This is a genomic window from Pseudomonas sp. 37 R 15 (assembly GCF_900004865.1).
Lineage (GTDB): Bacteria > Pseudomonadota > Gammaproteobacteria > Pseudomonadales > Pseudomonadaceae > Aquipseudomonas > Aquipseudomonas fluorescens_AM.
The window spans coordinates 45,062-59,548 of record NZ_CVTV01000062.1; the positions used below are offsets into that span (position 1 = coordinate 45,062).

At 63.6% G+C, this 14,487-nt stretch carries 8 protein-coding genes; all 8 read left to right on the top strand.

All coding sequences use genetic code 11. The features are described from left to right. Nucleotides 1-74: 74 nt before the first annotated feature. The 8 genes from BFQ04_RS27465 (at nucleotide 75) to BFQ04_RS27500 (ending at nucleotide 14,360) form a co-directional block, all read left to right on the top strand. Nucleotides 75-1,508 (top strand): serralysin family metalloprotease, encoded by a 1,434-nt coding sequence (locus tag BFQ04_RS27465; protein WP_065953473.1) that lies wholly within the window; start codon nucleotides 75-77, stop codon nucleotides 1,506-1,508. A gap of 47 nt (nucleotides 1,509-1,555) precedes the next feature. After that, nucleotides 1,556-1,912: a protease inhibitor Inh/omp19 family protein gene (locus BFQ04_RS27470; protein ID WP_065953474.1), complete on the top strand. Its 357-nt coding sequence runs from the start codon at nucleotides 1,556-1,558 to the stop codon at nucleotides 1,910-1,912. A 103-nt stretch (nucleotides 1,913-2,015) separates the two neighbouring features. Continuing rightward, a complete protein-coding gene (locus BFQ04_RS27475) occupies nucleotides 2,016-3,758 on the top strand; it encodes a type I secretion system permease/ATPase (protein WP_065953475.1) in 1,743 nt (580 codons plus the stop codon). Between the two features lie 91 nt (nucleotides 3,759-3,849). Then, nucleotides 3,850-5,142, top strand: coding sequence for an HlyD family type I secretion periplasmic adaptor subunit (locus BFQ04_RS27480; protein ID WP_065953476.1), 1,293 nt, complete (start codon nucleotides 3,850-3,852; stop codon nucleotides 5,140-5,142). 2 nt (nucleotides 5,143-5,144) lie between these two features. Then, entirely contained in the window at nucleotides 5,145-6,485 is a 1,341-nt protein-coding gene (locus BFQ04_RS27485; RefSeq protein WP_065953477.1) for a TolC family outer membrane protein, read from the top strand. A 34-nt stretch (nucleotides 6,486-6,519) separates the two neighbouring features. Continuing rightward, on the top strand, nucleotides 6,520-9,477 hold the full coding sequence (locus tag BFQ04_RS27490) for an autotransporter serine peptidase EprS (RefSeq protein ID WP_065953478.1): 2,958 nt from the start codon (nucleotides 6,520-6,522) through the stop codon (nucleotides 9,475-9,477). Between the two features lie 171 nt (nucleotides 9,478-9,648). Further along, entirely contained in the window at nucleotides 9,649-12,756 is a 3,108-nt protein-coding gene (locus BFQ04_RS27495) for an autotransporter domain-containing protein (protein WP_065953479.1), read from the top strand. 179 nt (nucleotides 12,757-12,935) lie between these two features. Then, the gene (locus tag BFQ04_RS27500) at nucleotides 12,936-14,360 is read left to right on the top strand and encodes a polyurethane esterase (protein ID WP_065953480.1); all 1,425 of its coding nucleotides are present in this window, start codon (nucleotides 12,936-12,938) and stop codon (nucleotides 14,358-14,360) included. Nucleotides 14,361-14,487: the final 127 nt, after the last annotated feature.

A 14,487-nucleotide genomic window follows, 5' to 3' on the forward strand; every position in this document is an offset into this window, starting at 1 on the left:
TGATAGGACTATCCTCGCCCGCGAGGTTCCTATCGAACAAAGACTGATGCACTTGCAAACAAGGAAGTACGTTTATGTCAAAAGTAAAAGACAAGGCTATTGTATCTGCCGCGCAAGCCAGCACTGCTTACTCGCAAATCGATAGCTTCAGCCATTTGTATGACCGTGGCGGCAACCTCACCGTCAATGGCAAACCGTCCTACAGCGTGGACCAGGCAGCCACCCAACTGCTGCGCGATGGCGCCGCGTACCGGGACTTTGATGGCAACGGCAAGATCGATCTGACCTACACCTTCCTCACCTCGGCTACCCAGAGCACCATGAACAAACATGGCATCTCAGGTTTCAGCCAATTCAACGCCCAGCAGAAAGCACAGGCCGCACTGGCCATGCAATCCTGGTCGGATGTGGCCAACGTGACCTTTACCGAAAAGGCTTCCGGCGGCGACGGGCACATGACCTTCGGCAACTACAGCGGTGGCCAGGACGGCGCGGCGGCGTTCGCTTACCTGCCCGGCACCGGCGCAGGCTACGACGGCACCTCGTGGTACCTGACCAACAACAGCTACACGCCGAACAAGACCCCGGACCTGAACAACTATGGCCGGCAGACCCTGACCCACGAAATCGGTCACACCCTGGGCCTGGCTCACCCTGGCGACTACAACGCCGGGAATGGCAACCCGACCTATAACGACGCGACCTATGGACAGGACACGCGTGGCTATAGCCTCATGAGTTACTGGAGCGAGAGCAACACCAACCAGAACTTCAGCAAAGGCGGGGTCGAGGCGTACGCTTCCGGTCCGCTGATCGACGACATCGCCGCGATCCAGAAGCTCTACGGTGCCAACCTCAACACCCGCGCCGGTGACACCACCTACGGTTTCAACTCCAACAGCGGGCGTGATTTCCTCAGCGCCACATCCAATGCCGACAAGCTGGTGTTCTCGGTATGGGACGGTGGCGGCAACGACACCCTGGACTTCTCCGGGTTTACCCAGAACCAGAAGATCAACCTCAATGCGACCTCGTTCTCCGACGTTGGCGGGCTGGTGGGCAACGTGTCCATCGCCAAAGGTGTCACCGTCGAGAACGCGTTCGGCGGCGCGGGCAACGACCTGATCATTGGTAACCAGGCCGCCAACCTGATCAAGGGCGGGGCCGGCAACGACCTCATCTACGGCGGTGGCGGTGCAGACCAACTGTGGGGCGGCGCCGGCAGCGATACATTCGTGTACGGTGCCAGTTCCGACTCCAAGCCAGGGGCTGCGGACAAGATCTTTGACTTCACCTCGGGTTCGGACAAGATCGACCTGTCCGGTATCACCAAGGGTGCGGGCGTGACCTTCGTCAATGCCTTCACCGGGCATGCCGGCGATGCGGTTCTGTCCTACGCCTCAGGTACCAACCTGGGCACGTTGGCCGTGGACTTCTCCGGGCACGGTGTGGCGGATTTCCTCGTCACCACCGTTGGCCAGGCGGCTGCCAGCGACATCGTGGCGTGATGTAAAGCGCGGCGCTCCGGCGCCGCGTTCCAGGATGGAGCCAAACGATGCAGCGTTTTTCCAAGTGGTTGACCCTTTTGATCGTGTCGGCAGGAGCCCATGCAATGGCGAGCAGTCTTGTTTTACCCAGTACCGCGCAGTTGGCAGGGCATTGGCAGTTGCACCAGGGCGACCAGGTCTGTGCGCTGGACCTGCAAGAGCAGGCCAATCGCCTGGGGGGCGACGTGGCGTGTGTGGCGCAATGGCTGGGTGAAAAGCCCCTGACCTGGTCGCCCACTCCGGACGGTATCTGGCTGATGAATGCCGAAGGCAGCGGGATCACGCACTTGAATCGCCAGAAGGAAGGCGAATATGAGGGGCGTACTAAATCCGGTGGTGTAGTTGCGTTGCGACGCACACCTTAGTTTCCAGTTATAAGCTTATAACTTCATTTGTTAGTTGACCGCGCCGTGTTCGGGGGTTGGGCAACTATTGCGCGTCATCTGGGTTCAGGGAAGAGTAAAAGATATGGCCAAGCCCCATGCCGTTGCGCCTTTGTTCAAGGCGCTGGGTGAGTACAAGAGCATCTTGATCAGCATTGGCTGTTTTACCGCCTTGATTAACCTGTTGATGCTGGTGCCATCGATCTACATGCTGCAAGTGTACGACCGCGTGCTGTCCTCCCAGAATGAAACTACGCTGGTGATGTTGACGCTGATGGTCGTGGGGTTCTTTGTCTTTATAGGCCTGCTCGAAGTTATCCGCAGTTTTGTGGTAATCCGCATCGGCAGCCAGTTGGAGCGACGTTTCAACTTGCGCGTCTACAAAGCCGCGTTCGAACGCAACCTGCAACGCGGGCAGCGGCATGCGGGGCAATCCCTGGGCGACCTGACCCACATTCGCCAGTTCATTACGGGGCCGGCGCTGTTCGCGTTTTTCGATGCGCCATGGTTTCCCATCTACCTGTTCGTGATTTTCCTGTTCAACGTCTGGCTTGGCGTGCTCGCCACGGCGGGAGCGGTGCTGCTGATCGGCCTGGCCTGGCTGAACGAGTACCTGACCAAAAAGCCGCTGGGCGACGCCGCCGGTTTTTCCCAACAGTCGACGCAGTTGGCCACCAGCCATTTGCACAATGCCGAAACCATCCAGGCCATGGGCATGCTCGGTGCGCTGCGCCAGCGTTGGTTTGCGGTGCATTCGCAGTTCCTCGGCTTGCAGAACAAGGCCAGCGACACCGGCTCGGTGATCACTTCCCTGAGCAAATCCTTGCGGCTGTGCCTGCAATCCCTGGTATTGGGCTTGGGCGCGTTTCTAGTGATCAAGGGCGATATGACCGCCGGGATGATGATCGCCGGCTCCATTTTGATGGGCCGGGTACTGAGCCCCATCGACCAGTTGATCGCCGTATGGAAACAATGGAGTTCGGCCAAGCTGGCCTACCAGCGCCTCGATGAACTGCTGCGCGAGTTTCCCCCGCAAGGCGAGCAGATGGCCTTGCCGGCGCCCAAGGGCCAGGTCAGTTTCGAGCAGGTCAGCGCCGGCCCGCCCGGTCGACGCCTGGCGACCCTGCACCACGTCAGCTTCACCCTGGCGGCCGGCGAAGTGCTGGGCGTACTCGGCGCCTCCGGCTCGGGCAAATCCACCCTGGCCCGCGTGTTGGTGGGCGTATGGCCGACCCTGGCCGGCACGGTGCGCCTGGACGGCGCGGATATTCACCGCTGGGACCGCGACGACCTCGGCCCGCATATTGGCTACCTGCCACAGGACATCGAACTGTTCAGCGGCAGCATCGCCGACAACATCGCGCGTTTTCGCGAAGCCGACCCGGAACGGGTGGTCAAGGCGGCGCAACAAGCCGGGGTGCATGAATTGATCCTGCGCCTGCCCCAAGGCTACGACACCGTACTGGGCGACAACGGCGGCGGCCTGTCCGGCGGGCAGAAGCAACGCGTCGCCCTGGCTCGCGCCTTGTACGGCGGGCCGCGGCTGATCGTGCTGGATGAGCCCAACTCCAACCTCGACACCGTCGGCGAAGCGGCACTGGCCAGCGCCATCGTGCAGATGAAGGCCCAGGGCAGCAGCGTGGTGCTGGTGACTCACCGTTCCTCCGCCTTGGCCCAGGCCGACAAGTTGCTGGTGCTCAGCGAAGGCCAGTTGCAAGCGTTCGGACCGAGCCAGGAAGTGCTGCGCGCGTTGTCCGGCCAGCACGAAGCACCGAAGGAAAGACCCGGCGGTAGGAGCGAGCTTGCTCGCGAAAGTCGTCAACGATGACGCGCTCCGATTGGCTACACACAGTGCCTGTGGGTTTTTCGCGAGCAAGCTCGCTCCTACACGTTTTGCGTCAAGCAGTAAGGATACTTGCATGATTTACGAACAACACGACGCGCGCACCTTCGTGCGCATGGGCTGGCTGCTGACCGTGGTCGGCGCCGGCGGGTTTTTCCTCTGGGCCAGCCTCGCGCCGCTTGATCAAGGCATTCCGGTACAGGGCACGGTGGTGGTGTCGGGCAAGCGCAAGGCCGTGCAAACCCTCAGTCCCGGCGTGGTCAGCCGGATTCTGGTGCGCGACGGCGAGGCCGTGAAACAAGGCCAGCCGCTGTTTCGCCTCGACCAGACCCAGCACCAGGCCGACGTGCAATCGCTGCAAGCCCAGTACCGTATGGCCTGGGCCAGCGCCGCACGCTGGCAGAGTGAGCGTGACAACCTGCCCGGCGTGACGTTTCCCGCCGAGCTGAGCACTGATCCCGACCCGGCACTGGCGCTGGTATTGGAGGGCCAACGCCAACTGTTCAGCAGTCGCCGCGAGGCCTTTGCCCGCGAGCAGGCCGGCATTCGGGCGAGCATCGACGGCGCCATGTCGCAGTTGGGCGGCATGCGCCGTGCCCGCAGCGACCTGACCGCCCAGGCGCAATCCCTTCGCGACCAGTTGAGCAACCTGCAACCGCTGGCCGACAACGGCTACATCCCGCGTAACCGCCTGATGGACTACCAGCGCCAGTTGTCCCAGGTGCAGCAGGACCTGGCGCAAAACGCCGGCGAGAGTGGCCGCGTCGAGCAGGGCATTGTCGAGTCGCGCCTCAAATTGCAGCAGCACAGCGAGGAATACCAGAAGGAAGTGCGCAGCCAATTGGCCGACGCGCAACTGCGCAGCCTGACCCTGGAGCAGCAACTCACCTCCGCCGGGTTCGACCTGCAACACAGCGAAATCAACGCGCCGGCCGATGGCATCGCGGTCAACCTTGGCGTACACACCATCGGTGCCGTGGTGCGCGCGGGGGAAACCCTGCTGGAGATTGTGCCCCAAGGCACGCGCCTGGAAGTGGAAGGGCATTTGCCGGTGCACCTGGTGGACAAGGTCGGTACGCACTTGCCGGTGGACATCCTCTTCACCGCCTTCAACCAGAGCCGCACCCCGCGCGTGCCGGGGGAGGTGAGCCTGATTTCCGCCGACCAGATGCTCGATGAAAAGACCGGTGCGCCGTATTACGTGCTGCGCACCACCGTCAGCGAAGCGGCGCTGGAAAAACTCCACGGCCTGGTGATCAAGCCGGGCATGCCCGCCGAGATGTTCGTGCGCACCGGCGAGCGCTCGTTGCTCAATTACCTGTTCAAGCCGCTGCTCGATCGCGCCGGCTCTGCGTTGACCGAGGAATGAACATGAAGCCTGTGTTCATCGCCTTGCTGTTGAGCTGTGCCAGTGCGCACGCCGCCATGGGCCCGTTCGATGTGTATGAGCAGGCCCTGCGCAATGACCCGGTGTTCCTTGGCGCGATCAAGGAGCGCGACGCCGGCCTGGAAAACCGCACCATCGGCCGCGCCGGCTTGTTGCCAAGGCTGTCGTACAACTACAACAAGGGCCGCAACAATTCCGAAGCGCACCTGCCCGACGGCCGTGGCGGCAGCTATCGCGACGACCGCAACTACAACAGCTACGGCTCCACCTTCAGCCTGCAACAACCGCTGTTCGACTACGAAGCCTACGCCAACTACCGCAAGGGCGTGGCCCAGGCGCTGTTTGCCGACGAGAGCTTTCGTGACAAGAGCCAGGCCCTGCTGGTGCGGGTGTTGAGCTATTACACCCAGGCGCTGTTCGCCCAGGACCAGATCGACATCGCCCGCGCCAAGAAGAAAGCGTTCGAGCAGCAGTTCCAGCAGAACGAACACTTGTTCAAGGCAGGCGAGGGCACGCGCACGGACATCCTGGAAGCTGAATCGCGCTATGAACTGGCCACCGCCGAAGAGATCCAGGCCCTGGATGAGCAGGATGCCTCCCTGCGCGAGCTGGGCGCGTTGATTGGCGTGCAAAGCGTGAATATCGACGACCTGGCGCCGCTGAACCACAGCTTCGCCGCGTTCAGCCTCAGCCCGGCCAACTACGCCACCTGGCACGAACTGGCGCTGACCAACAACCCGGTGCTGGCCTCGCAGCGCCAATCCCTGGAAGTGGCGCGCTATGAAGTGGAGCGCAACCGCGCCGGGCATTTGCCGAAAATTACCGCCTACGCCAGTTCACGCAAGCAGGAATCGGACAGCGGCAACACCTACAACCAGCGCTACGACACCAACACCATCGGCGTCGAAGTCAGCCTGCCGCTGTATGCCGGTGGCGCTATCTCGGCCTCCACGCGCCAGGCCAGCCGCGCCATGGAGCAGGCTGAGTACGAACTGGAAGGCAAGACCCGCGAAACCCTGATCGAACTGCGCCGCCAGTTCAGTGCCTGCCTGTCCGGGGTGAGCAAGTTGCGCGCCTATCAGAAGGCCCTGACCTCGGCCGAGGCACTGGTGGTGTCGACCAAACAAAGCATCCTCGGCGGCGAGCGGGTCAACCTCGATGCGTTGAATGCCGAGCAGCAGCTCTACAGCACCCGCCGCGACCTGGCCCAGGCGCGGTACGACTACCTGATGGCCTGGACCAAATTGCATTACTACGCGGGCAACTTGCGCGACACCGACCTGGCCAAGGTGGACGAGGCCTTCGGTCCGGAGAGAACGCGGTAGGGGCAACACATAACAATAAAACAGGAGTGTACGGATGATCACGGATTCACCACGGTTCAAACCCTTCACCGCAGGCTCATTGCTGCTGTTGTCCGTTGCGGCGCAGGCGCAATACGCCGAGACCGGCCAGCCGGGTAACCCGGCCAGTTGGCGTTCCGCCGAGTACCAGAGCGATTGGGGCCTGGGGCGCATGAAGGCCGATGAAGCCTATGCCGCCGGAATCAGCGGCAAGGGCGTAAAAATCGGCGCGCTGGACTCGGGGTTCGATGCCAATCACCCCGAAGCGTCCAAAGATCGCTTCCATCCGGTCACCGCCAGCGGCACTTACGTCGATGGCAGGCCCTTCAGCACCACCGGCGCACTCAACCCGAACAACGACTCCCACGGCACCCATGTCACTGGCACCATGGGCGCGGCGCGCGACGGCGTGGGCATGCATGGCGTGGCGTACAACGCCCAGGTCTATGTCGGCAACACCAACGCCAACGACAGCTTTCTGTTCGGCCCGACTCCGGACCCTCAGTACTTCAAAACGGTGTACAACGCCCTGGTCGATTCCGGCGTGCGCGCCATCAACAACAGCTGGGGCAGCCAGCCCAAGGACGTCAGCTACCAGACCCTGGGCGATCTGCACGCGGCCTACGCCCAGCACTACAACCGCGGCACCTGGCTGGACGCGGCGGCGGATGTGGCCAAGGCTGGCGTGATCAACGTGTTCAGCGCCGGCAACAGCGGCTATGCGAATGCCAGCGTGCGCTCGGCGCTGCCGTATTTCCAGCCGGAACTGGAAGGTCACTGGCTGGCGGTGTCGGGGCTGGATAGGGCCAACAACCAGAAGTACAACCAGTGCGGCATCGCCAAGTACTGGTGTATCTCCACCCCGGGTGCGCTGATCAACAGCACCATCCCGGACGGCGGTTATGGCGTGAAATCCGGCACCTCGATGTCGGCGCCCCATGCCACCGGCGCGTTGGCGCTGGTGATGGAGCGCTATCCCTACATGACCAACGAGCAGGCGCTGCAGGTACTGTTGACCACCGCCACGCAGCTTGACGGCTCAATCACCCAGGCCCCCAACGCCATCGTCGGCTGGGGCGTGCCTGACCTGGGCCGGGCAATGCATGGGCCGGGGCAGTTGCTGGGCGCGATGGACGTGAACCTCGCAGCCGGGCAGGGCGATGTGTGGAGCAATGGCATCTCCGACCAGGCGCTGCTCCAGCGTCAGGCCGAAGACCGCGCCGAGCACAGCGCCTGGCAGCAAACCCTGCTCGACAAAGGCTGGCAGAACGGCGTGAGCACCAGCGCCAGCCAGCAGGACCAGACCGACTACGCCGTGGGCAGTGCGCGCGATCAGGCGGCGGCGAACCGCGTGTACGAAGGCAGCCTGATCAAATCCGGCGCGGGCAGCCTGGTGCTCAGCGGCGACAGCACCTATCGCGGCGCAACCATCGTCAACGGCGGCCTGCTGGCGGTGAACGGCTCGTTGACCTCGGCCGTGACGGTCAACGACAGCGGCACCCTCGGCGGCTCCGGACGGATCGGCGCGCTGTCGGTCAACAGCGGCGGGCGTGTGGCGCCGGGCAACTCGGTGGGCACCTTGCAGGTAGCCGGGGATGTGAATCTGGGCGCCGGCTCCACCTATGCGGTGGAACTCACCCCCACCAGCAGCGACCGCATCGTCGCCGGCGGCAAGGCCGTGCTGGGTGGCGGCACGGTCACCCTGGCCCTGGAAAACAGCCCGACATTATTGAGCCAGGGTCAGGCCCAAAGCCTGATCGGCCGGCAGTATTCGATTCTCGAGGCGGCAGGCGGTGTCCAGGGCCAGTTCGGCCAGGTGCTGCCGAACTATCTGTTCCTCGGCGGCACCCTGGATTACGCCGCCACTGGGGTGCAACTGAATGTCGGGCGCAATGACGCCAGCTTCGCCAGCGTCGCCGCCACCCGCAACCAGCGCGCCGTCGCCACGGCCGCCGAGCAGTTGGGTGCGGGTAACCCGGTGTACGAAAGCCTGCTGCAGTCGGACTCGGTGACCACGGCGCAACAGGGCTTGCAGCAACTGTCCGGTGAAATCTACCCGGCCGTGGGCGCGATGTTGATCAACGACAGCCGCCAACTGCGCGATGCGGTGGGCGAGCGCTTGCGCCATGTGCCGGTGGCCGGTGAAAGCAACCTGTGGTTCAAGGCACTGGGTGCCTGGGGCAAGTCCGACACGCGCGGTGAAACGGCAGGTTCCACCACCTCCCTCGGCGGCTTGCTGGCGGGGGTCGATGGCGCACTGGACGAACAGACCCGCGTCGGTGTGGTCGCCGGCTACAGCGACAGCTCATTGAGCATGGGCGGCGGCACGCATTCCTCGGCGTCCATCGACAGCTATCACTTCGGCGCCTACGCCGGGCGTGAGCTGGGCGACTGGCGCCTGAGTGTCGGCGGTGCCTACAGCTGGCATCGCGGCGATGTGAAGCGCGACCTGCAATACGGCGAGGTCAGTGGCAAGCAAAAGACCAAGCTGGAGGCGCGCACGGCGCAGCTGTTCACCGAAGCCGCGTACCGCATTCACCTGCAACCGCTGGCATTGGAGCCCTTCGCCAACCTGGCCTACGTGCACCTGGACAGTGACTCGTTCCACGAAAAAGGCGCGGCGGCGGCCCTGGAGCGCGGCAGTGACCGACGTGATGCGGTGCTCGGCACGCTGGGCGTGCGTGCCCTGAAAACCCTGGCCCTCAATGACCACCAGCAACTGGAACTGTCCGGCTCGCTGGGCTGGCAACACAGCCTGACGGCGGTGGAATCCGCGGAACACCTGGCGTTTGTCGCCGGCGGGCCGTCATTTGCCGTGCGCAGCGCACCGTTGCTGCGCGACGCCGCGTTGGTAGGGCTGCAGGCGAGCCTGGCGCTGAGCCCGGCGACACGGGTCAACCTGGATTACAACGGCCAATTGGGCGGGCGCGAGAAAACCCAGGGCGTGGGGCTGAGCCTGAACTGGCAGTTCTAAAGGCACACCACATTCCAAATGTGGGAGGGGGCTTGCCCCGATGAGGGTGGGTCAGCCAGCACTTCCGGCGACTGACACTCCGCTATCGGGGGCAAGCCCCCTCCCACAGGAGGACAGTGGCGCCGGGTCGAGATTTTTCCAAATGCAATAAGAAAACTAAGGAAGGTCACCGTGAAAAAATGCAAGTCAGGGTTCACCATCGCCCTCCACACAGGCCCGGGCTATCCGCTCAAGGCGTTGAGCCGCGTGCCATACGGCGCGCTGCTGTGCTGCCTGGCCAGCCTGGGGACAGCCCAGGCCGCACCCTATGTTGAAACCGGCAAGCCGGGCGATGCCGCCAGTTGGCGCAGCAACGAATTCAAGGCCGACTGGGGCCTGGGCGCCGTGCACGCCGACACCGCGTATGCCGCCGGCTACACCGGCAAGGGCGTCAAGCTGGGCATCTTCGACCAGCCGGTGTACGCCCCGCATCCGGAATTCGCCAGCCCCGACAAAGTGGTGACAATCGTCACCGAGGGCATTCGCCAGTACACCGACCCGTATATCCCGGTGAAGGCCGGTGATGCGTTTCGCTATGACGGCACGCCGTCCCTGGGCTCCAACGGCAAGCTGGGCAACCACGGCACCCATGTCGGCGGCATTGCGGCGGGTAACCGCGACGGCGGGCCGATGCATGGCGTGGCGTTCAACGCGCAAATCATCAGCGCTGAAAACGGTGACCCAGGCCCGGAAGACGGAATCATCCTGGGCAACGATGGCGCGGTGTACAAAGCCGGTTGGGATGCGCTGGTTGCCAGCGGCGCACGCATCATCAACAACAGCTGGGGCATCGGCATCGGTGATCAGTACGCCAAGGGCGGGCGCGATCCGGCGTTCCCCAACTTCACGGTCAATGAAGCCCAGGCGCAATTCAACAACATCCGGCCGATCCTCGGCACGATCGCCGGGGGCGCTTATCAAGGCGCGATCGACGCGGCCCGCAGCGGTGTGCTGACCATCTTCGCCGCCGGTAACGACTACAACCGCAATAACCCCGATGCCATCTCGGGCCTGGCGTATTTCGTGCCGGAAATTGCGCCGAACTGGCTGTCGGTGGCGGCCCTGCAACAGAACCCGGACACCGCGAGCGCCAACCCCTACGTGATCAGCACCTTCTCGTCGCGCTGTGGCTATGCGGCGAGTTTCTGCGTGGCGGCGCCAGGTACGAAGATTTTCAGTTCGATCATCAACGGCACCAACCTGGACAACCTCACCAACGACTACGCCAACTTCAACGGCACCTCCATGGCCGCGCCTCATGTGGCCGGCAGTGCGGCGGTGCTGATCGAGCGTTTCCCGTACATGAGTGGCGACCAGATCTCCACGCTGCTCAAGACCACCGCCACCGACCTCGGCGCGCCGGGCATCGATTCGCTGTATGGCTGGGGCATGATCAACCTGGGCAAGGCGATCAACGGTCCGGGAATGTTCGTTACCGCCGAGGATATTCCGGCCGAGTTTCGCATCGACGGCGCCTACGGCAGTGGCCAGTTCGTCGCGGACCTGCCGGGCATTGGCGCGGTGGTGGATGCCGGCAAACCGACCCAGCGTGTGTGCAACGACATCCATTGCGGGCTGGACGTGTGGAGCAATGACATCGCCGGGCATGGCGGCCTGACCAAGCAGGGCATTGGCACGCTGGTGCTGACCGGCGCCAACACCTACAGCGGCCCGACCCTGGTCAACCAGGGCTTGCTGGCGATCAATGGCTCGGTTACGTCCGACGTCACTGTCAGCCAGAGCGGCGTGGTCGGTGGCTCGGGGCGTATCGGCTCGCTGAGCGCAAAAAGCGGCGGCACCGTGGCGCCGGGCAACTCCATCGGCACGCTGAACGTGGCGGGCAATGTCACCTTTGATGCGGGCTCGACTTACGCGGTGGAACTGTCGCCCACCAGCAGCGACCGGATTGTCGCCGGCGGCACTGCCACGCTCAATGGCGGCACCGTGACCCTGGCCCTGGAAAACAGCCCGACCTTGTTGAGCGTGTCCCAGGCGCAAAGCCTGATCGGCCGCCAGTACAACATCCTGCAAGCCGCAGGCGGTGTCACCGGCCGCTTCGGTGCGGTACTGCCGGACTACCTGTTCATCGGCGGCACGTTGAACTACGCAGCGGGCGGTGTGCAACTGGATGTGGCACGCACCAACAGCTTCGCCAGTGTGGCCGCTACGCCGAACCAGCGCGCCGTCGCCGCCGCCGCCGAGCAATTGGGCGCAGGCAACGGCGTGTATGAAAGCTTGCTGCTGGCCCCGACCGCGGTCTCGGCACAGGGCGCGTTCCAGCAACTGAGCGGCGAAGTCTATCCAGCCCTGGAGACTGCGCTGGTCAATGACAGCCGCTACGTGCGCGAAGCGGTTGGCGAGCGGCTGCGCAACGGTGAAATGGGCGCGACCAGCCAGGCTATCGACAGCCGTGGCAACGTGTGGGTCAAGGCGCTCGGGGCCTGGGGCAAGACCGACAGCCGCAGCGACACGGCCGGCTACACCACGTCCATCGGCGGCATGCTGGCCGGCGTGGACGGTGCCCTCGACGACGCAACGCGCATCGGCCTGGTGGCGGGCTACAGCGATACGTCGTTGAACATGGGCAGCGACACCCATAGCCGTGCCTCGGTCGACAGCTACCACTTCGGCGCCTATGCCGGGCATGAAATCGGCGCCTGGCGCCTGAGCGGCGGAGCCACCTACAGCTGGCACCGCGCCGATGTGAAGCGCGACCTGCAATACGGCGACGTCAGCGGCAAGCAAAAAGCCAAGGTCGATGCCCACAGCACCCAGGTGTTCACCGAGGCGGCGTACCGCATCAACCTGCAACCCCTGGCGCTTGAGCCATTCGCCAACCTGGCCTACGTGCACCTGGACACGGACAGCTTCAAAGAGAAGGGCGATGCCGCCGCGCTGAAAAGTGGCGACGACAGCCGCGACCTGGTGCTGAGCACCTTGGGGGTGCGCGCCTTGAAAACCTTCAACGTCAATGATCACCAGCAACTGGAAGTCTCCGGCACCCTGGGCTGGCAGCACAACCTGAGCAGCACCGACTCCGAGCAGCACCTGGCGTTTGCCTCCGGTGGCCCTTCGTTCGCGGTGGAAAGCGCGCCGATGGTGCGCGATGCCGCCCTGGTCGGGGCACGGGTGAGCCTGGCCCTGAGCAAGGATGCGCGAGTGAACTTCGACTACAACGGTTTGCTGGCCAGCAAGGAGAAGGTGCATGGCGTCGGTTTGAGCCTGGACTGGGCGTTCTGACGCGTTAAAAACCACGGTAGGAGCGAGCTTGCTCGCGAATAACTCAAGTGCGGCGCGTTTGTTCAGGTAGAGCGCGTCATCGTTGACGAGCTTCGCGAGCAAGCTCGCTCCTACAGCGGGTGATGGATAAAAAGGTGTTTTGGCTTTCTCGACAAATCCAACAACAGAGAGGCAGTGCCATGGGTATCTTTGACTACAAAAACCTCGGGACCGAGGGCTCCAAAGCGCTGTTCGCCGATGCGCTGGCGATCACGCTGTATGCGTACCACAACCTGGATCACGGTTTTGCCGTGGGTTATCAAAACAACGGCCTGGGCCTGGGCTTGCCGGCCACGCTGGTGAGCGCCTTGATCGGCGGCACCGATGCCCAGGGGGTGATTGGCGGGATCCCCTGGAACCCCGATTCGGAAAAAGCCGCCCTCGACGCTGTGCATGCGGCCGGCTGGACGCCGATCAGCGCGGGCGCCCTGGGTTACACCGGCAAGGTGGACGCGCGGGGCACATTCTTTGGCGAAAAACCCGGCTACGCCTCGGCCCAGGTCGAAGTGCTGGGCAAATACGATGATGCCGGCACGCTGCAGGAAATCGGCATCGGTTTTCGCGGCACCTCGGGGCCGCGGGAGAACCTGATCAGTGACGCCATCGGTGATGTGATCAGCGACCTGCTCGCCGCGTTCGGTCCCAAGGACTACGCGAAAAACTACGCCGGCGAAGCCTTCGGCGGCTTGCTCAACAACGTCGCCGAGTTTGCCGGTGCCCACGGCCTGAGCGGCCAGGATGTGCTGGTCAGCGGTCACAGCCTCGGTGGGCTGGCGGTCAACAGCATGGCCGACTTGAGCGACAGTAAATGGGCGGGTTTCTACAAGGACGCCAACTACGTGGCCTACGCCTCGCCAACCCAGAGTGGCGGTGACAAGGTGCTGAACGTGGGCTACGAGAATGACCCGGTGTTCCGCGCGCTGGATGGCGCATCGTTCAACCCGTCGTCGCTGGGCGTGCACGACAAACCCCATGAGTCCACCACCGACAACATCGTCAGCTTCAACGACCACTACGCGTCATCGCTGTGGAACGTGCTGCCGTTTTCCATCCTCAACCTGCCGACCTGGGTGTCGCACTTGCCCACCGGCTACGGCGATGGCATGACGCGCATTCTCGACTCCGGCTTCTATGAGCAGATGGCCCGCGACTCCACGGTGATCGTCGCCAACCTGTCCGACCCCGCGCGGGCCACCACCTGGGTGCAAGACCTCAACCGTAATGCCGAAGCGCACAAGGGCAATACGTTCATCATCGGCAGTCACGGCGACGACCTGATCCAGGGCGGCAAGGGCGCGGACTTTATCGAGGGCGGCAAAGGCAATGACACGATCCGCGACAGCAGCGGGCATAACACCTTCCTGTTCAGCGGGCACTTTGGCAATGATCGTGTGCTGGGCTACCAGGCAACGGACAAACTGGTCTTCACGGACGTGCAGGGCAGCACGGATTATCGCGATCATACCAAGCTGGTAGGCGGGGACACCGTGATCAGCTTCGGCGCCGACTCGGTGACACTGGTGGGGGTGAGCAGTGTGTCGGGGGAGGGGATAATGATCGGCTGAGTGGGAACACCGTCAAAACTGTGGCAGGGGGCTTGCCCCCGATTGCGGTGTATCAGCCTGCTTATATGTAGCTGACCTGGCGCTATCGGGGGCAAGCCCCCTCCCACATGTGATCGGCGTTGACGCC